This is a genomic window from Arthrobacter bambusae (genome assembly GCF_030812595.1).
In the GTDB taxonomy this organism is placed as follows: Bacteria; Actinomycetota; Actinomycetes; order Actinomycetales; family Micrococcaceae; genus Arthrobacter; species Arthrobacter bambusae_B.
In genome coordinates this window covers 111220-129727 of sequence record NZ_JAUSSZ010000010.1, presented here as the reverse complement: position 1 = coordinate 129727, position 18508 = coordinate 111220, and the positions used below count along the sequence as shown (strand labels likewise).

At 59.9% G+C, this 18508-nt stretch carries 13 protein-coding genes; 5 read left to right on the top strand and 8 right to left on the bottom strand.

The window, feature by feature from the left end:
* The first annotated feature begins 86 nt into the window (after window positions 1–86).
* From J2S96_RS14580 to J2S96_RS14570, 3 genes are all read left to right on the top strand, one after another.
* Window positions 87–815 carry an NUDIX hydrolase gene (locus J2S96_RS14580; protein ID WP_306864915.1) on the top strand — a complete coding sequence of 243 codons (729 nt, stop codon included), beginning with the start codon at window positions 87–89 and terminating at the stop codon, window positions 813–815.
* Window positions 816–1210: 395 nt separating this feature from the next.
* A complete protein-coding gene (locus tag J2S96_RS14575) occupies window positions 1211–1723 on the top strand; it encodes a ParB family protein (protein WP_306864911.1) in 513 nt (170 codons plus the stop codon).
* 216 nt (window positions 1724–1939) lie between these two features.
* Window positions 1940–2080, top strand: a complete 141-nt coding sequence (locus J2S96_RS14570) for a hypothetical protein (protein ID WP_306864909.1) — start codon at window positions 1940–1942, stop codon at window positions 2078–2080.
* 818 nt (window positions 2081–2898) lie between these two features.
* Here the strand turns inward: J2S96_RS14570 and brxL are convergent.
* The 8 genes from brxL to J2S96_RS14530 are packed head-to-tail and all read right to left on the bottom strand — an operon-like array spanning window position 2899 to window position 17141.
* Window positions 2899–5028: a BREX system Lon protease-like protein BrxL gene (gene brxL, locus J2S96_RS14565; protein WP_306864906.1), complete on the bottom strand. Its 2130-nt coding sequence runs from the start codon at window positions 5026–5028 to the stop codon at window positions 2899–2901.
* Between the two features lie 10 nt (window positions 5029–5038).
* Entirely contained in the window at window positions 5039–7534 is a 2496-nt protein-coding gene (gene pglZ, locus J2S96_RS14560) for a BREX-1 system phosphatase PglZ type A (protein WP_306864903.1), read from the bottom strand.
* The gene (locus J2S96_RS14555; protein ID WP_306864900.1) at window positions 7531–8796 is read right to left on the bottom strand and encodes a Shedu immune nuclease family protein; all 1266 of its coding nucleotides are present in this window, start codon (window positions 8794–8796) and stop codon (window positions 7531–7533) included. The genes pglZ and J2S96_RS14555 overlap by 4 nt, the downstream gene beginning before the upstream one ends.
* Window positions 8793–12230 carry a BREX-1 system adenine-specific DNA-methyltransferase PglX gene (pglX, locus tag J2S96_RS14550; protein WP_306864897.1) on the bottom strand — a complete coding sequence of 1146 codons (3438 nt, stop codon included), beginning with the start codon at window positions 12228–12230 and terminating at the stop codon, window positions 8793–8795. The genes J2S96_RS14555 and pglX overlap by 4 nt, the downstream gene beginning before the upstream one ends.
* Window positions 12230–15694: a BREX system P-loop protein BrxC gene (brxC, locus tag J2S96_RS14545; protein WP_306864894.1), complete on the bottom strand. Its 3465-nt coding sequence runs from the start codon at window positions 15692–15694 to the stop codon at window positions 12230–12232. The genes pglX and brxC overlap by 1 nt, the downstream gene beginning before the upstream one ends.
* A 4-nt stretch (window positions 15695–15698) precedes the next feature.
* The gene (locus tag J2S96_RS14540; RefSeq protein WP_306864891.1) at window positions 15699–16301 is read right to left on the bottom strand and encodes a DUF1788 domain-containing protein; all 603 of its coding nucleotides are present in this window, start codon (window positions 16299–16301) and stop codon (window positions 15699–15701) included.
* A complete protein-coding gene (locus J2S96_RS14535; protein ID WP_306864888.1) occupies window positions 16298–16906 on the bottom strand; it encodes a DUF1819 family protein in 609 nt (202 codons plus the stop codon). The genes J2S96_RS14540 and J2S96_RS14535 overlap by 4 nt, the downstream gene beginning before the upstream one ends.
* A 28-nt stretch (window positions 16907–16934) precedes the next feature.
* Window positions 16935–17141 (bottom strand): helix-turn-helix domain-containing protein, encoded by a 207-nt coding sequence (locus tag J2S96_RS14530; protein WP_306864886.1) that lies wholly within the window; start codon window positions 17139–17141, stop codon window positions 16935–16937.
* Window positions 17142–17370: 229 nt separating this feature from the next.
* On the opposite strand from J2S96_RS14530, the gene J2S96_RS14525 reads away from it, so the two are divergent.
* Together J2S96_RS14525 and J2S96_RS14520 are read left to right on the top strand one after the other, a co-directional pair.
* Complete coding sequence (locus J2S96_RS14525) at window positions 17371–17607, top strand: hypothetical protein (RefSeq protein ID WP_306864884.1); 237 nt, start codon at window positions 17371–17373, stop codon at window positions 17605–17607.
* Window positions 17608–17610: 3 nt separating this feature from the next.
* The gene (locus J2S96_RS14520; protein ID WP_370873124.1) at window positions 17611–18366 is read left to right on the top strand and encodes a DUF4238 domain-containing protein; all 756 of its coding nucleotides are present in this window, start codon (window positions 17611–17613) and stop codon (window positions 18364–18366) included.
* Window positions 18367–18508: the final 142 nt, after the last annotated feature.

The window sequence follows — 18508 nt, the reverse complement described above, 5'->3', positions numbered from 1 at the left end:
ATTTTCTCGTCGAATTGACGATAATGACACGGTAGGCCCGGCTCTTATTTATTGTCAATATGACGATAAGTAACTAGGATGTGGACATGCCCAAGTCTTACCCGGCGCCTGCGCGCTTCCCGGTGACAGTCGACGTCGTCGCCCTCACCGTGCGCGATGACGCCTTGAACGTCCTGCTCATCACCCGCCTCATCAAACCCTTCCGCGGTGCACTGGCCCTGCCGGGCGGGTTCGTCCTCGCCGGCGAAGACCTGATGACCGCGGCGGGGAGGGAACTGGCCGAGGAAACCGGCGTCGAGCAGATTCCGGGGCATCTGGAGCAACTCGGAAGTTACGGGCCGCCCGGGCGCGACCCACGCGGGGATGTGCTCACCGTCGCCCACCTCCTACTCGCGCCCAACTTCCCCGTCCTCTCCGCGGGAAGCGACGCCGAACACGCCGCCTGGTACCCGGTCAGCCAGGTGTTGGATGGTGACTTGAAGCTCGCCTTCGACCACGAGCGGATCCTCATGGATGCCCTGGAACGGGCAAAATCCAAACTCGAATACTCACCGCTCGCCGCAGCGTTCTGCGGCGATGAATTCACCATCGCCCAGCTCCGCGCCGTCTACGAGGCAGTGTGGGACACACGTCTGGACCCTCGGAACTTCCACCGCAAAGCCACCGGCACGCCCGATTTCCTCGTGGACACCGGGCGGACGACGGTAGGCGACACGGGCCGCCCGGCCGCACTTTACCGGCTCGCCGAGGCAGCCCGCTCGAGCACCGGCCAGTCATCACGAACGGTCCTCAATCCGCCACTCATGCGCCCATAGGGTTGATCGAGGACCCGAACATCGTTGTGCCGCCTTTATAGCAGGCCCTTCGGTCGCCCTGGGCGAGGTTTTAGCCGACGATCTCAATCGCCTCCGGGGCTTCGGACTGCCAATCCACACTCAACTCGGGTGGTGCGACTGCCGGGCCGCGTGAAGTAAGGACGAACTCGTTGTGGCGGTAAGGGAGATGGTCCTCCTTTTCGACAACGGATCGTTTCCGTCCGAAAACTCTTCATCCTCAAGCTCCTCGCCCTGAAGCCTCTCAATAGTTGCCGCGAAGGACTCTGCAGTCTGCGGGGTGAGAGAATGGACCTGGCAAGCGAATTGCTGACCGGCTGGATGAGGGGCCGATAATGGCTATGGATTTCCGTGTGACTGTCCCAAATAATGTGATCGTGACGGTCACCGTGGAAGCAGCCCTTGAAGAACCGGTCACCGCACCGCCAGAGAATCTGGCACTTGACAATGTCCGCCTCAGCGGCAGCAAAGTGAAGACGAGCTTCTACCAGTACGAGGACGAAGCGGGGCGTATGAGGGCCGCCTATCTTGCCACGCAGTCGACTGGACAGTTTCGTTCGTTGTCTGATTTCATAAGCTTCGCGGTGCTAAAGATCGTTGAGAGTCAGGAAGGGCGCTGTGACGCGGGCCCGAGTGTGGTGGGACTCGATATCCGCCCCGGCGGCAGCAAAGTGAAGACGAGCTTCTACCAGTATCGGAACGAAGCGCGGCGTATGAGGGCGGCCCATCGTGCCATGCAGTCGACTGGGCAGGTTCGTTCGTTGTCTGATTTCATAAGCTTCGCGGTCTTAAAGCTCGTTGAGAGCCAGGAAAGTCATTACAACGCAGGAAAGCAGTGGCCGCCAGTAAAGGCCAGGCAGATCCGGCGTGGAGCGCCCCTCCAGTCCTGACCCCCTTGCTGCAAAAGCCGCCCATGCCTGTTCAAGGATGCGCTGTCGGGTGATGTCCCCACGGACACTTGTTGTTCCTGTGCGACGCTTTGCAGCTTAAGGCAGGGGCGGTCACGTTCCGGCCCAGACCGCGCTCGTCCACGAGGTCGAGCGGGCGCAGATCCGCTCCTGGATGGCGTAGCCCGGCCCGTCGGATCAGTCCCTTCATCTTGGTGTGTGAAATGGAGTGGAGGCCTCGTCCACGACCAGCCGCAGGCGTTCCTCGAAGGCTACACCGAGCACGAGTGTCTCGTCCTGAGCCTCGAGACCCTCCAGCATCGGGCGGCGCACCTCTCACTGACGGATGGACCCCAATAGCGCGAATATTCACATGAGTTGAGACCTTCCGGTTTCCGCTGGTTTTGAGGACTGGCTTTGGGCGTTTTTGGGAGTGTTTGCATTCGACAAGCTGTCATCGCTCGGTCAGTGGAGGGAATCCTCTCCGCAAAATCCGCGGAAAATCAACGTTTTTGGGCAGTTACCGCCGATAAGAAAGATTATCGGCGGTAGCTCTTGAGGGTGCGTCGGATGGATTTACATATGCCCTTGGGGTATGGATTGCGCCTCTAAGGAACGGGGAAAAATTCGCGTGAGCTCGCAGATCGGGCATGCTTTGAACTGCCCCCCGGGGGCCCATCCCATGTCAAAAACGAGGCGCACCTCAATCCCGCTGTGGGCTGGATCGCCTCCGGCGTCCAAGGCACTGGACTCGAACCCGAGCTGAGGTTGCTTCAGCTCCGCCAAGTCCTTCAATGCACTTGACTGCCTTACCTTGGAATCCCGCGTCTCTTGCATAGCCAGCGCTCTCGACGGGCCATCGCTGCGCTCGGAGCAAAGCAGGAAACTGTGCTGCGCAAACGTGACCTATAGTGCGACGGGACGATGCGCGAGGTCGTGCTCCCTTGGAAAGAGCGAAGTGGCCGACTCCGCAGGTGATCCTTCGATGGGCTACGGCTTTCGACTCGCAGAACCGGCATCCGCCCGCTCATCCCAACTTGCTCGGATTCGAAGCGCGGCAACGATGCTGGACGACCAGCAGCACCGGCGGGGCAACGGCCTGAACAATCCTCGGGTTCGCGCCGGGCAAGTGTGGGCGATAGGTTGTAGGTCCCCGAGGTTAACGTAAAACCCGGTGATTAGCTTCGTTTCGGAGTTCTTGCAACATCGCCATCCGATCGCTCGATCCCTCGGATGTAGGTGATGCCGAAAGCGGCGACTTGGCGAAATTGTTGGCTGCGTGTCCCGAGCTCGTACTGGCTCCCTGAGCCCTTCTGGAAGATGTCCAGGCCGCGTCCGAGGAGGATCTTCCAGCCATTGTCGGCCCGGATCGAGCGGTCATGGATGGAGTCGTCCCAGGCGACGGTGAAATGGATGCCTGCAGCCGCGGCGCTTTCTTGGATGTCGTTCAACATGAAAAGCTGACGGCGCTCGACATCGATCTTGTCCTCTTTGGTCACCAAAGTCACGGAGATCTCGTCGGCGGAGTCCTTCTCAGTGGCAAGCAGCGCTAGCAGGTCGACGAGGTTGCGCCCTTGGTGGGGGAGGCGTATGTACGGGTCGATGATCGAGATGTTGGTTGCCCCGGACAGGTAAGGCAGCAGCAGTGTTTTGTAAGACACTCCCCGCTGGTTCTCTTGGAACTCGCGATGCCCTTCGAATAACTGTGGTGCTGGCGCCTGCGCGACTCCGGTCAAGGGGCTAGGAGCGCCGGCATCGGGTGAGGTCGCATTGACGGTCTTTGGCTCGCTCTCGCCGTTCCGGTAGTAGCCGGGGTACTCGTCCTCTTCCAGCGTAGTGACGGCGTGCCACGCGCCGTCCTTGTCGAGGTAGCCGAACTTCACAGCTGCCATCGTGGAGTCGATGCGCAGGATCTGGTCCTTCACACGCTTCCGGCCCTCGATGGCGAACCGGAGGATCTCTTCGATTTCCTCCTTGGTCGCGTCTCCGTGTGGGAAGAGTATTTTCATCAGCCCTGAGAACGTTTTGTGAATGCCGTCGCGGTCGCGGGTCGAGATGTCGGAGCTGAGCGTGAAGTGCCTTTGAAAGCGGTCGGAGTAGTCTGCGTTCCGCATCGACTTGAGCACTTCCGCGATGTAGTCGACGACGAATCCGTAGCCCTCGGAGAACATTTCGCCGCGGATTGTGTCGACCTCCCAACCGGGGATGTAGAAGTGCAGTCGGTCGAGGTAGGCCGAATCGTGATAGCTCTCAGGCAGCTCGTCGAACAGGTCTGAGTGCTTGAGCATGTACGGCACGGTGTGGGATGTGTTGCCAACGAAGACCATCGACGCTTCAGCGCCAAGCGGTTCTACACCACGGGAGAATGACTTGTTAGCCATGTAGTTCTTCATGATGTCGACTAGCGCCTTGTCGGTGCGCTTCTTCTTTCCGGCGAACTCGTCAAAAGCGACGACGTCCCAGTAGCCGACCAGTCCGATGCGGCCGTTGGAGTTGTTAACGAACAGCTTGGGGACGGTGACCTCGCCGCCGGAGATAAGCATGCCGTGCGGCGAGAACTCCGAGAAGATGTGGGACTTGCCAGTGCCCTTGGGGCCGAGTTCGACGAGGTTGTAGTTGCGCTCGACGAACGGGATGAGGCGGACGAGTTGTAGGAGCTTGGCGCGGCGGCCGAACAGCTCGGGGTTGAAGCCGATCGACTGGATGAGCAGGTCGATCCATTCATCAGTGGTGAAATCGAGGCGTGAGGTGGCGTAGCCGTCGAAGTCGAAGTTGGAGAGCTGGATCGGCTTCAGCGAACCAAGTTGCCACGGGGTGACGCGGGTGTCGTCGAAGTGGAAGTAGTCGATGTCGCAAATGCACCACACACCGCCGACGAGGAGCTTGGGGTGCGCGTTGACCGTGGCTGGCTCCGCGATCACTCCCTTGATACCGAGGTTGGAGAACTCGGCCTCGTATCGGTCCTCCTTGTCGTTGAGTGAGACGGTGACCTTGTCTATGATTTTGTAGCGACCGCGTTCGCGGATCGTCGATTTCACCAGCTCTGACTGGTTCCGGTGGACATAGTGGTCAGCGAGAATCTGGCGCACCGATCCGATGCCGGCCTGTATCGTTGCTTCGTCGTCGGAGGCGGCGTACTGGCCGAGCAGGTACTCCAGGACATACGACGGCACGATCGCATTGCCCTTGACGGCCTTGACCAAGTCCTTCCGGACGACGAGGCCCGCGAAGTGTTGGTTGATCTTCTTGTCGAGGGCGGTCTGTTGCGGTGTCCGGTCGATCAGGGGGAGGTCGGTGTCTTCAGTCATGTCAGCTGCCTTAGAAGTCGAAGTCCGATGTGAAAGAGCGCCTGAGCGTGTAGATCGCCTTTTCGTAAATGCGCCATTGGTTCGTGTTGGGTATCCGCTCTTCGAGGCGGAACTCAACGGCGCGGTTGTTGTGGTCGTTGGCGTCCTTGTTGAGCAGCAACTGGACGCTCTGGTAACGGTCGCGCTGCTCGGGTGAGGTCGAGTCGAAGGTCAGCTCGGGCTGCGGATCGTTGGAGATCAGAGTCTCCCCGACGTAGAGGCCGGCACGCAGGGTCCGCGGCTGGATCTTGTCGCTCGCAGGCTCAGACTGGAAGAGCTTCACGACGAGCTGGCCGGTGGTGATTTTGTCGGTGTCCGGCAGCACTTTGACGTTAACGAGGCGAGTGTCGCTCTTTCGCTTCTTGTTGACCGCGAGCACCGGGACGACGATCTCCTGGAGAGTAGCGCCGCCGTGGACGAAGCGCGATCCACCCCCGGCCAGTTTCATGCGGTGGATCGATTTGGGGATCTGTACCTCGATGTCGCTGTCGAGTCCGAGCTGCACAGCGCTGAAGGTCGTGAAGGCGGAATCGACTTTGAGGCCGTGCCCGAGTACGTATCGGCGGTTGGCCACAAGGACGTTGTCGCCTTGCGGTTTCTCCGAGAGGAAGAGGTGCTCGGGGAGGGCCTCGTCCTGAAACAGGAAGCCGTGATCAGCGGTGACGAATATGTTGGTGGCGTTGGCGTTGGCGGCCTTCTTGACCAGGTCGACCAGCTCACCAAGTGCTTGCTCAGCGGCCTCGAACACCCGGCGTTCGGTGCCGGGCTTGTCTCCGGTCGCGTCGATGACATCGTGGTAGATATACAGGACGCGGTTGTTCTTGAAGAGCTCGCGGCGCTCCTCGGGGCTGAGCGCCTTGAAGTCCTCCGCCTGGACGGCGGTGCCGCCGACTGCCTCGAGGATCTTTGACCGTCCATCGGTACCGTTCGTGGGCTGGTCGTCAGCGAGAACGGTCTTGCCGTCTGCTGAGTGTTTGAGGGTGCGGTGCGGAAGGAGTGCCGCCATGCCGAGTTGGGTGTAGCTCGGGAGTACGCCAAGCACCGCTTCAAGGTCGGCGTCGAAACGGTCCTCCTGGCGAATGCGAGAGCCCAGCTCGTCGGCGACCTCGTACCGCAGAGCATCGGAAATGATGACGACGGCTTTCTTGTCCTCGCGGACGAGCTGCTCGATGTAGTCATCGTAGAAGGATCGCTGAGTACGAAACACGGTAGAGTGCCATTCGCGTGCCTCATCGACCTGCTTCTGCCAGGCGTTGCCAAGCTTGTAGACGAACTTGTTGGTGTATCGCTTCTCGACCTGCTCGCGCAGCGGGTCGAGGGGGTGCGGTCCCTCAAAGGCGCGTCGGGCGTAGGTGAACTGGCGGTAGAGCTGGTCGATGCGGAACCAGTCGTTGCGGTAGCGCTCCAATGCCTCGTCGAACGACGAGAACGTGAAGTCGACCGTGCCCAACGCGGACAGCATCTCGGCTGCCGCGTCGATGGCGGTGTAGAGCTGTCGGTAGCCGTCGATCCACGCGCTGCTCTGGCGAGAGCGTACGACATCGGCGACCTCGCGGGCGGTGACCGTCTGGTCGGTGACGGCCCGGGCTAGATCGGCGATGATCTTGCGGTCTGCCTCCTCGAACAGGTCGTCCGCGACGAGATCGCGGAAGTCCGTGACTTCAATGCTCGCCTTGTAGTCCAGATCGTCAGAAGCGCGCCTAGCCAGAGTCGAGAGCGCGTCCTGGCTCCGACGATCGTTGCGAAGGCTCGCAAAGTCGAGCTGGATGTTCTGCAGACCCCCCGGTCGATTGGACTTGAAGCCGTCGATGGCCTTGCGGAACATCCACAAGATGAAGTCGTCGATGCTCGGCGAGGTCGACTCGTAGCCGTAGATGGAGGCGGCGCCGCGCCAGTAGAAGTCGGCGAGTTCATAGTCGACGAGGGCGTCGTACTTCGTGTGCTGGCCCTTGGCGTTTTCGGTGAGCAGGGTGCGGGTTATCTCCAGAAGGCTGTGTTCTTTCTGGCCGAGGACGACGGCCGACATCTTGGCGCGGAGTCGGGCGGTGTCGTCGGTGGATGTGAGCAGCGTCTTGAGGCTCTGGACACGCTTGGCGGCGTTGAAGAACTTGTAGTGCGCTCCGACGACTTCCTCGATGCCATCGGTGGTGAGACCGAGTTCCTGGGAGACGAGCGAACTGCGGTCGGCCGTGAAGACTCCGTAAGCAAGCTCAAGGTCGAGGAGCCAGTTGTCGATGCCGCCGGGCACCCTACGGGAGCGGTAGACGAGGAATTTGTCCTCCGGATTGTGGTGTAGCAGGCGGTTCTTGATCGTGTATTCGTCGTTGCCAACGCGGATCGTCGTTACGCCCGGCAGGTCGAGGCTGTCCAGATCGGAGGCAAATTGGCCCTCCGGGTCGTGCCAAAACACAATCCGGTGGTCGACGAATCGGCGCTCTAGATGGGGACGGATGGCGGTTACACTCATGCGGACATTCCGATCTCGTCGTCAGGCACGAGATTACCCTCGGTGCCAGCGCGCTTCGTGAGGGTGGCGATGACGTTGTCCATGCGGCGCAGCAAGTCGTCGTAGGAGATGATGTCGACGACATTCGAATACTTCCGTCGAATGAATTCGAAGTCGAACCTCTCCTCTGCAGAGAGGTTGCTGTCTCGTCCGGCTAGGATGATCGCCTTCGGGTTGGCGATTTTGATGTCAAGACCAGCGGGAAGATTCGCTGCGTGCTTCTTGGTGATCGCTTTCTCGCCGTCCCTGCCCGATTTGCTCAGGTAGAAGAGGTACTTTTCTGCTTGCATGAGTGTCCCTGACAGCTCGCGGACGGGGATATGGTTGTCGCGATACCGGCGCTTTGATATGAGGCCGCGCTGGAAGGGCTTCTTGATCTCGATGATGTCTACACATCCGTTGGCGTGGACAAGCATGAGGTCGATGTAGCGGTCCGTCGATTTGGATTCTTTTGAGTACCGTTCCTTAACGTGCACGTTATGCAGAACCGCGATGTACTGGGGAAAGACAAGGAGGAACAGGTCGGCAACTGCGCTCTGCCAGTCGGCCTCGGAGTAGCTCTCTGCATCCTCCAGCATCTCAGCCAGGCGTTCGCGAACGTAGGTGAACTTCTCGAGCTCCAACCCGTTCGCGGCCGATATCCGACCATGGGCCGCTAGCCGCTCTTTGGTCCCGGCGCGTTCGCGACGCTCGATGTAATTCTCCAGCCGCCGTTCGGCGTCGGACTTGGTTTCCAGGTATTCGCGGAGGATGCGGGTGACCCGGGCCGCTGCGTAATAGTTGACCTCGGTCGAGGTTGGGAATCTGCGGAGCAGCCGGGCGAACTCTTCAACGGGGATTGCGTCTTCCCGATTTCCCCCGACGACGATCTGCTCCGTGAGCAAATTGTCGATTCGCCCGAAGATGGAGATGTTGCGTTCGGCGACGAACGTTGATCTTGTCAGCCGCACCGACATTGCGATCAGCAAGTCATGCTTGAGGCCAAGGACGTCCGCTCGTATGGTCCGATACTGGCCGTCGAGGCTGCCGATCACGAAACGACGGACGTCTTCCTCGTCAGTGTCTTCTCGGCTTAGCAGGTCCGTTTTCTGGACCGTGAAGACTTGCGAGAGCGTGGCGCGACCTTCGGAGTCCAGCTTGTGGTCCACCCATGTCGCCGACCTAAAAGAGCCTGGGTCATAGACCAAGGCGACCTTCGATCCGTGATCCTCAAAGGTGATCACGTGTCGCTCTCCAATCCGGGGATCTTCTTGAGGGCGACGCCGAACTTCGGGTAGTTCGCCTTCACCCCGTCGTCGAGGTCGATGGCAATGTTCTGTGATGCAAGCGGGTAGAGAACATCGTGCTCGTACTCGTCAAGTTCCACCAGCACCTTGCGCAGCCGGTCGGCTTCCTTCGCGTTGTTGGACCGTTCGGCGTGTTCAAGGCTCGCCTTTAGCTTTGCTTGGAACTCGCGCAAGTACTCGTTGAGCACGGTTGAGACCGTCGACGGTGTGTAGCGGTGCATGTAGATAAGAGCGTTGAACGATCCTTTGGGGCTGGAGAACAGCCAATAGATCGGGCGCTTCTTGTACCTCTGAACGTGATCCTTGTAGAAGGACTTCACAAAGTAGTCACGCAGGTTCTTCACACCCAACGACTCCGTGACGAAACGCAGGTTCTCCTCGAAGTTCTGCTCGCCGAACGCGACCCGTAGGAACTGGCGGAACCGCTCCACGATGTCGTCCTCGAACCAGTCACCGTCAACGATGGGGATGACGTTGTCCGCATCCGGCACGAAGCTCGGCGTGGGGACCTTGGCCAGGTAGTCCTGCAACGTCGCGCCCTCGTCAGCGGCGATCAGGCCCGATTGGTCAACGCTGTAGCGCCCAAACATGCAGCCAACTGCGTAGGAGACGAGGCTGGCAACATTTTCCCGTCCGAAGGCGTCATCGGCTCGAATTGAAGCGCTCACCAAGCCGGTTGGCCGTTGCACTGCTGAGTTGAAGGCGCTTATCCCTAGGCCAGCGGATGAGCGGAAGTGCGATTCGATGGTGCGCTCCAGTTCAAGGACCCTTTCTTCTCCGTCGATGAGTCGTTGGCGCGCCAAAGCCAGAACCTCCCGCAGTTGCAACGAGACTGATGTCCTTTGGAAGGCTCTGCCATCAAAGGTCGGCGTTGTCTCATTGAATGCCCAGAGATCACTGGCAAGGGCGATCGCCTCGTCGACATAGGTGGTAACCGCGTCCGCGTCCCGGGGCTCGACCACCGGAATACGTCCGACGGGACCTTCGTGGTAGTCGAGTGTTGGTGAGATGGAGTCAATAAGGGCGGTGGCAATCGGGGTGTTCAAGTAGCCGAGGAGCCACTTCAGGTCACCCGCACGCTTCGGGAACAGCATTGATCCCTTCGACTCGAAGACAAAGCCGGCCGGCGAATGTCGCATGGCGAACTCACCTCCCAGACTCGACCAGGTCGCCCCCTCGCGAAAGTAGTAGGCCGGATTGCGGATGACCGAGCGCGGTTTGAAGTCCAGGAGCCTCCGGCCATCGCTCTCCCAATCGATGACTAAATCGTCATTTCCCGCCCAACGTCGTGGAGTGCCCCCTTTCTGGACTGGGAACCACCGGGCTCTTGATCGAGCTGAGTCATCCCGACTGGTAGAAGATCGATCAATGCGCGAAGCCGAAACTTCCCACCACTGACGAAGGAATCGGGCATTGTCGCCGGTAGCGAGCCCCTGGCGAGTCACTCCAAGTGTTGAGAGCTGCGGGAAGTCGCGGTACATCGCGAGCTCGTCTGGCCGCAGCCAGTAAGCAAATGGACTCCCTTCGATGTCTAGGAACGAATGTTGGCCGACAACGAAACGTTGATACGTCGGATCGAGGAAATACTTCTCAAGCGTCTCCCCTGCTCGCACTTCGAGAGCGCGTTCAAACAATTTCCGATAGGTGGCCGCGCCATTCACGCCGGGCGCAGACCGCAAGGCAACAAATGCAGCTGATGCCCAGTCGGAGCCGAAAACGCCGCGACCGAAATGAACAAGGCTCGTCACGGCGTTCTCTGAAAGGAAGCTGTGACGCCATCCGGCAAATGATGACTGAAACATCCAGCCATGAGGAGCAATGACGCCCCAAGCTCCACCTTCGACGCACAAAGCGGCAGCACGCTCCATGAACATGCTGTAGAAGTCAGACTTGGTCTTTGGGAACTTGTTACGGGCGAACCGAACGAGCGGGTCGCTCATGCTGTTGCTGCCCATGTAGGGGGGGTTTGCGACAACAACAGCGTACCGGGCGGCGAGGTAGTTCGCCTGCGCAACGACTCGGTGCGCCCACTCAATGGCATCTGCCTTGAGCATGTCGCCGCCGTCATCGACTGTCTCCAGGTGCCGCGCAAGCCGAGCAGTCACATCAGGGTCCGGTTGGATCAGCGAACCAAACGTGCTTGCCTCTGAGAACTGATTCCAGAACGCGTTCTCCTCGTGGCGGTCGCCGCCCCGAGTCATCAGGAAGTCCAGTTCTTCGGGTCCGAACGAGATTGGGTCGAGAACACAGATGTTCGGCTTGACTTGTTTGTTGAAGAAGGTGCGGTGCTTGGCGCGAGCCTTCATCGTGAGCGCGAACGCCGCGAGTGCACCTGCGCGAGGGTCGATCTCGGTGCCGTAGAGATTGTTGGCAAGGATCAACCCCGGGATGTCGGCCGGACTGTAGCCCTCTTCCTCGTAGATCGCGTAGAGGAGGTCGAAGGCGTAGGTGAGCATGTGACCCGAGCCGCAGGCCGGGTCAATGATCATGAGCTCTTCGGGCCCGGTGATCCTGAGGAAATCGGTCTCCTCATCGACTGGGGCGATGTAGTAGTCCATCTGGTTGACCAGGCCGGAGGATGGGCGGTTGAGCGTCCAGAGGCGACCGAGGGAGTTCTCGACGAGGTAGCGGACGATCCAGTGTGGGGTGAAGAGCTGGGTAGCGGCGGGAATCTCGTCGGCGCCGGCCTTCTTGTTCTTTTTGAACCCGGCGAAGACTTCGTCCTTCCGCTCGGAGATGTAGAACTGGTAGAGCCAGCCGATGACCTCGACGTCCTGGCAGACATTGGTCGTAAGAACCTTCACGGCACGGTTGAGGACTGAGTCGTCGGCGAGCAGGTTGGCTGGGATGAGCAGCTCGGTGAAGTCGCCCTCGACCTCGAACATGAACGGCATTGCCTTGTGCCAGTAGTTGCAGTACGCCTCAAGGAGCAAGGCGTAGGCCTCGCCCTGAGCGTCGCCGCTTGCGCGTGTCCCGTCGAGGAGGCCTGCGATGGCCGCGCGCGTCGCCTGACTCGCGACGTCCGTGTCGATCACACCGCGCTTGGCTTCAGCGAGGATCTCGGGCTGGCCTACGTCGACGCCCGTCGGGGGTGAGACGACGCCGATGACGGTGTACCCGTTGGCGTCCATGAAGCGCAGTGCGATGATCCGGTTGAACCAGGTGTAGGCAACCTTGTCGGCGACGGCGGCGCGGCCCTTGTCGCCGTTACCCGCGGCCGTGACCGCCTTCTCTAAGGCAGCGACGGCCTTCGCCTGTTCGACTCGCTCGGAGGACGCTGGCGCCAGGACCGCGGAGATGCGCGCGGTGATCTCGCGGATGAGAGCGGTACGTGCCCACGTCGCGAAAGACTTCAGTGGTGCGGTTTCCATCAGAGTGAGATTCGCTTTCCGTCGTTCAGGGTCTGGACCAGGGCGTCGCGAAGTGCGGCGAGGTACTTGTCGACGTCTTCTTCGGTTTCGAGCACGCCAAACGGGCTAGCAACGGTGATCGTCTTCACGGAGACCGTGTGTTTCGTCGGGGTGGGGTCGGGGCCTGGGTCGTTGGGGGAGGAGGCAACGAGGTCGAGTAGGGCCGGGTAATCCCTGGCCTCGAAGTTTGATTCGATCTGGAGGATGAGTGCAACCTGGCTCTCAGAGGCGACTCGGGCGAGTGTCCGGTCTACACGCTGGACGGCACGCTGTTGTGCTTCCGGCGTCGCCTTCGCGTAGTAGGTCCCTCCGAGCAGCTCTGCCTTGCGGCCTTCGATCCTAGCAGTGACCGATGTCCGGTTGGTGGTGACGATCTTTTCGATCTGGCTTCGCAGGTCGTCGGCGGCCTGCTTGAGCTGAGCCATCTTGTTGCCGCGGAACGCGTTCGGATCAGCCAAGGCGGTCCTGACGGTCTCGTCACTGCACGGGGGAAGGTAGCTGAGGTTGCTGCTGTGGGTGGAAAGGAGCGCGGATGCCTCGTCGAAGATTGACCGCTGCGCTCCGTTGAGGAACGACTGGATCGGGTCGATGAGGGCCTCCTTGGCTTCGAGCAGGTCGTCACCGAGGTCGAAGTCGTTGAGGTACCAGTCGTCCGACCTGCCGATGGCCTGCTCTAGGACACTGATGGCCCCGCTGAGCTGATGGACGAACGGGTACTTCGATACGCTGACGATCGCCTTAAGCTCGTCGAGCTTGCCCTTGAGTTTGTCGGCGCCGTGGCGGGCCAGCTCCAGTGGGTCTTTTGGTGCGTTACCCTCGTCGAAGAAGTCGGTGCAGAACTTGCGGAAGTTGGCGACCTTGCGCTCGTCGAAGGTCTTCTGCGGGGCGACGATCTCGTGCGCGTGCTTTTGCGTGTTGCGCAGCGCCGCGGCGACCTCGCTTCGCTTGAGAACATTGCTATCGACGGTCAGCGTGATCTTCGAGGCACCGATCAGTGACGCGACGATCACTTCGATGGATGCGAGGTCCCAGCCATAGGGCTTGGCTTGGAAGGCGTCGACGATCGTCTTCATCGTCACTTGCTCGCCCTGTGCGTCCTTTCGGAGGATGGTGGATAGAACTTCCTCAGCAGGCTGGTTGAACTTCGACCAGGCGTCGGCGTCGAACAGTCCGCTCTCGGGGTTGGCGGCACCTGCCACCTGCTGCTCGCTGTAGGTGAGACCACCAAGAAGCTTGAGCTGAGTGTAGGTCCGGCTGACAAGCTCTTGGAATCCCTCGGTCACACGGCCCTGTGCATCCTGTGAGGACGCGGGCAGGTCGGCGGCGTTGATGACCAGCGCGGCCTTGCCCACCGCACCCCGGATGCGCTGGACAAGCTCTTTCTCCCGCTCGCGGTTCAGAGCCGCTTTCGCTTGAAGGATCTGCTCCTCGATCGCGGACAGCGAGGTGGTTCGCTTGCGCTTGGTGTATTTATCGGTCTTGAGCAGCAGACGAAGGTCTGAAAGCACGCGCTCGTCGGGTTCAAGGATGACCCGTAGCTCGTCTTTGCCGGCGCTGTGCATCCGTGTTTCGTCGGGCGTGTACGGATACTCCGGGGTGATGAAGTGGATAGCGAGTTCTTTCTGCGGCCCGTGGACCTGGTCGTCGAGCTTGAAACCGAACGGGAAATCCTGGCCATTCTTGGCGTAGCGGATCTTGCTGGTCTTGACGACATCACCGGAAAGGATTTTGAAGAGCTGAGCGCTTACCTCGGAGGCGTCGATGTCGACGTTCTTGATCTCTTCCTCGATGACTTGCTCTTCGTTAGTGAGGTACTCGTAGACGTTGCCGTTGCGCTGGACGTAGGTTTGCGCCTCCAGGAGCGTCAACGCTTCCTTAACGTCTTCGGCGAGTGCGGGCAGATCGAGACCGAAATGGTCGTAGACGAGCACGGTGAGGTTCCGGGGCGTGGCCTGGAAGCTCTCGACGTACTTGACTAGGAAGAGCGCCTTGAGCAGTCGGATCGCGAGCTTGTTGTCGAGGTTGCGCTCGGCGACGTCGATAGATCGCTGCGCTGCGGACTTTAGTGAGGCGCGGATCCCAGTGAACATGTGATCGAAGGTGGCGAGTGTGCTGACCTCGACGTTGCCGATGTCCTTGGCGACCTGCTGGACGACGCCGAGCATCGAACGCTCACCCACCGAGCTGTTGCGGCCCTCGAAGACGTTGTGGTCGGAGATGCCTTCAATCGCTGCCTGGAAGAGCGGGAACTGGTAGCTCACGAATGGGTAGGTGCCGACGAAGTGTTCCTCGTCGGTGTAGTTGCGGTAGGTCTTCGCACCGTCGACGAAGTTGAACAGCGTCTTGAAGTTTGCCGATTCCTTGATGTAGATCGCCTTCAGTACCGAGGCGCCGTCTTCGTTCTTGTCCAGGAGTCGCTTGCGGATGACCTCTTCGACATCGGCGCTGGTGAGCTTCACGTGTGTCTTGAAGCGAGCCTGGATCTTGGAGAAGTCGTTGCCCTGTTGCTTGGTGCGGTCACCAACGACCTTATCCATGTCCTCTTGCGAGGTCACCATGACCCACGCACGCCCACCGCATTTGGTGTTGAGACTCTCCGCAATCGTCTGGAGGTTGAGCATGAGATGGGTGTTGGAGCCGATGAACTGGCCAACCTCGTCGACGTAGAAGTTGAGGCGGTAGTCCTTGGGTTGCTTGTCGAGCCAGCCCTTGACTTCGTCGGCGAAGTCTTCGATGGAGACGGCGTAGGACGCTTGGTACTGCTTGATGATGCCGCCAGTGGCTTCGCCGTTGACTTCGGCGAAGGCTCGGTCAATGCTCGAGCCCTCAAGTGCGCTCTGCTCACGGCCTTGCGTCCAAGGGATGCCGGCGATCCGCTCGAACGCCTCTTTGAACGCCTCGTACTGGCCGCGGTTGTCGAGGTCACGCTCGAGGCGAGCGACGTGACCCTGGTTGCCGTAGTAGCCCCGGCTCTCGTCGAAGACCTTCACGAACACCTTGAGCAAAGCGTCCGTCTGGTCCTTCGTGATGAGGGTGGCCTTCTGGTCGATATTGAACAGCAGGCTCTTGGCCGGAATCCGCTCGGCCTTCGTGAGCAGTGCCGGGAGGAATGCGCCACTGGACTTGGTGCGGAAGCTTTCCGACACCTTGGCGCGGTCGAATTCCTGCCCCTCAACGTCACCGAGGAGGTGGGCAAGCATTTTCAACAAGTGCGACTTACCGGAACCGAAAAAGCCAGAGATCCACGCACCGTTAGCGTTCGTGTAGTTGGTGTAAGCCTCCAGCAATAGCTCAAGGCCCCTGGCGGCCTCGTTGGTGAGGACGTACTCTTCCACCTCGGTACCGAGGTGGGCGGTGTCGTCGGCCTTGATGACGCCCTCGATTGGGCGCTGGACGTCCTTGGCGAAGATCTCATTCAGCAGCATTGGGTCACGCTTCCTGTTCCAAGATGTTCTTGGCTCGGTAGTACTGGTCGTCCTTCAACCGTCCAAAGAGCACGAGCGAGGAGCCGAGAGTGTCGGATTGCTCGTAGCGGCCGGGGAAGAACATGAGCATGGGCTTGCCGGTTACGACGCTCTGGAGGTTGTTGAGCACGTTGTGTGACCGGATGTAGGGGAAGACCTCGCCGATGCCGGTGAGGAAGAAGATGTCGAAGGCGCCGGCGGCATTGAGGCGTTCGCGGATGGCGGGCGCGATGTGGATCTGGGGGTCCAGCATCCCTTGGAGCATTTCGCGGAAGTCTTCTTTGGCCTGGTCCGGCTCGATCGCCAGCACTCGGTCCCACACGCCTCTGCTCTTGAGGATGTCGACGGCGAGGTCGTAGAGGTTGATCTCGAGGACCTCGATGCCTTCGCGCTTGAGGCGGCTCTTGATTCGCTTCTTCGCTGCGGCGACCTGCAAGGCGTGCTCGGGTGGGTAGGGGTAGATGAAGAACGGGACCTCGTTGCTTAGGCCCTCCATCTGAAGGAAGCGCGTGCCGCTGAGAACAGCGAAAAGGTGGTCCTCTTGCTGATTCAGGTCGGTGGACTTCATCGGGGGTCACCCCCTGTCGGGAAGAAGCGGATGTCGGACGGTGTGCTGGCTGCGAGCAGCTCGGCGACCCGCTCGGACAATGCGGCTGGAACGATGTGACCGTCGTCGGTGAGAAGGCTAGCCTCTACGAGCATTCTGAATAGGTTTGACCGAAGCTTCTGCAGCGTCGAGTCTTTGACTTGGGTAAGCTCCCCGTGCCAGACCGCTTTGGTCCGAAAAAAGCTGTCGAAGTCGGTGTAGTCCAATGTGGAGGCCATAACGAGGAACCGCTCCCGTACGATCTCCTCGGCGAACTCCCCGATGAGTTCGTACCGGCGGCATGCGGCCGCCCACATGAGATAACCACGTTCGGAAGCTGTGGCCTCCGTGAGGAGCGCTATCTCGGCGTCGCTGAATGCGGAGATGCGCTTTATTGTTTCGCGGACCAGCCGGACACTGGTGCGGTAGGTCCTTGCCTGAAGAAGGTTGTCTTCGACAGCGCGGTCGCGGGTCTGCTCCCAATTGCGTTGCTCGAGGTAAAGCGGTGCGAGCCGCGATGCCTCGCGTGTGAGAAGGGCGCCGGTGGTAAATGAAAGCGCGTACGGCCGAGCTGCAGTCGCTCCCACGTTTATCGACCCATCATTCCGATACGGGTCATGCATCGTTTCGGGTGCCGCCGTCCTCTGACGAAGGCGCGCTACCTTTTCGGACCCACTCATCTACCTCGCTCGTCTGGAACTTCCAAAGCCGACCCACTTTATGGGCAGGCAGCCCGTTCTCCGAGATCCACGCGTAAACGGTCTCCTTGGTAACCCCGAGATGGACCGCAATGTCGTCGGCTGAGAGCCAAGCGTTGGCCATGTCGGGAACCTCCAGTCAGCGAGTGAGTAGCACTCACAGCGGGCTTCCCCCAGCGAACTGAAGAAAGCCCGGTTTTACCGTGTTTTGTTATGTATATCAGGCTAAGCCCGACTACAGCGAGAGCAGCCCTGGCGGTAGCGGCGAGTTTGGGGCCGATGGGCGGTCTGCCCGGAGCGGCACTGAACGCCGGCATAGAGCCCAACCACCGAAGCCGCTGAAGGCGGCGTACGTGCTTGTGGGTGAACAGGTAGTTGAAGGTTCGATCCTCGTCCTTCTTGACGCCTTGAGGCCGCTGTGGATAGACCTGCATGTAATGAACGGCGGACAGAACCCCAAAATTGCAGATCAACACTATGTGTCGCGTGCCCTTCTCTCGCGCTTCTCAAAGGACCCAAACCTAAAAAACGGGCTCGTTGGCCAGTTCGATGTCGCCCACGGAAAAGAACTCCCGGCCAGGTCACCATGAGCCATAGGGTTTGAGCGGTACTTCATCAAATATGACGGTGACCGGATGGAAGAGCTTTGGGGCAAGTACGAAACCCCTATGAAGCCAGTCTTCGACGCCCTGGATAACGACAGACCCGAGATGCTCCATGCGAAGAGGACTGAAATCACCGATTTTGTTGCTTTGCACTTCGTCAGAAGTCTCGAAGTTCAGAGGATCCACAAGGAGTCTCTTGCCAGGGTGGAACGGCAGACGCGGGCGAACAGGGAGATGCAGGCACGGCTATCAAACGCCAAATACGGACTCGATTTGTCCAAGGCGCCGTCGATCCTGGATAAGATAGGCGAAGAGGTGCTTGCCCCCATTCAAACGATGGAGGAGCAAGGATCACTCTTTCAGGATTGGATCGAAGGTGTTTTCCAGCAGACCCGCCAGCACCTCTCTCAATACAGCTTGTCCATTCGGCCAGTAACCCAGAGCCGCGAGTACCTCTTGGGAGATTGCCCATCCGTTGGCATAGCATCCGGGATGGACCCAAGAAATCGTCCCCCGCTGCTGGACGCCCGAGCCATCATCCTCCCGCTGAACCCACGGTTCGCCGTCATGGTGTATCCCCCTGGTCCGGACGACCCCATGTTTTCCGTAGATACAGCGGGAGATGACGTGGTCTCGCCGATAAATCATGGTCAGATCGCCCAGGCCCATAAAAGGGTCTACTACCGCCCCGGAAGCGGCCACGCTTCGACAGTGCGCAACTATCTCAACTTTCCCCAACCGTGAATCAGGCCGTCTTGTGGCCGTGTCCGGTCTGGTCCTCCATCAGGCGGGACCGTTCGTTTCCTCGGGCAAGCCGTTGATGCTGCCGGTGGAAGTTTCCTCTAAGGAGTATTTGAATCTGCGGTCATCACTCGTCGAAGAAGGA